The sequence below is a fragment of the Vibrio sp. SG41-7 genome (assembly GCF_014164465.1).
GTDB classification, from domain to species: domain Bacteria; phylum Pseudomonadota; class Gammaproteobacteria; order Enterobacterales; family Vibrionaceae; genus Vibrio; species Vibrio splendidus.
This window is the reverse complement of record NZ_JACJFF010000318.1, coordinates 1-870: the sequence shown is the minus strand read 5'-3', so window position 1 is coordinate 870 and position 870 is coordinate 1. Positions and strand designations below refer to the sequence as shown.

Genomic DNA, 870 nt, shown 5'->3' with positions numbered 1-870 from the left:
GAAGCTGTTCAGCGTCCATCAACTCGCTTTGTACCCGTAAAATCCCCCGAGCAACAAGCCATCTTATCGGTACATAGAATGAGAGAGCATTGGGTTCGTGAACGCACCGCGCTTATGAATCGCATACGCGCCCTACTCTCTGAGTTCGGGTTAATCATTCCTGTTGGCCGCTCTTCATTAATGAAACACGTTCCCTTAATGCTTGAAGATGCAGAAAATGAACTGCCACATCTCGCAAGAACGGTGATTGCCGATGCTTATCACCACCTTGGAGAGTTGAATCAACGTATCGCCGATACTGAACAAATCTTCGAGTCTTTTGCTAAGGTCAGCGCTAATGTTCAACGAGTGATGAAGGTTCGTGGCATTGGACCGCAAACCGCTACTGCGATACTTGCTTCGATAGGCAATGGTTCTCAATTTGATAAAAGCCGTGATTTCTCTGCTTGGCTAGGACTCGTACCAAAGCAATATTCGACGGGAGGAAAGCCTCGCTTAGGTCGGATAACCAAACACGGCGACAAATACTTGCGAACACTATTAGTTCACGGGGCAAGGACAGTCATTGCCAACCTTGGCGACAAGCAAGATAAGCTAAGTCAGTGGTGTCGAGGCGTTCTAGAACGAAGAGGAATGAACCGAGCGATAGTGGCACTTGCCGCGAAGAACGCACGAATTATATGGTCGCTTTTACACAATCAAACCGAATATGAAAACTATGCTGCTTAAGTAGAAACCTAAGCAGCATAAAGAGTTAAACCCACCGGGTCATTGCAGACGCTAATGATGGAGATAGGTTAAGACCACTTGCGGAGAGCCTGTTAATGCGGCGGACACACTAGATGTCATCTAACGAATAAGGCACCGCAG

At 47.4% G+C, this 870-nt stretch carries 1 protein-coding gene; it reads left to right on the top strand.

Annotation, left to right across the window (positions count from 1 at the left end; all coding sequences use genetic code 11):
• Nucleotides 1-729 (top strand): IS110 family transposase (locus H5300_RS26900; protein ID WP_182797375.1); only part of this gene is annotated, 729 nt, incomplete at its 5' end.
• Between the last annotated feature and the right edge of the window lie 141 nt (nt 730-870).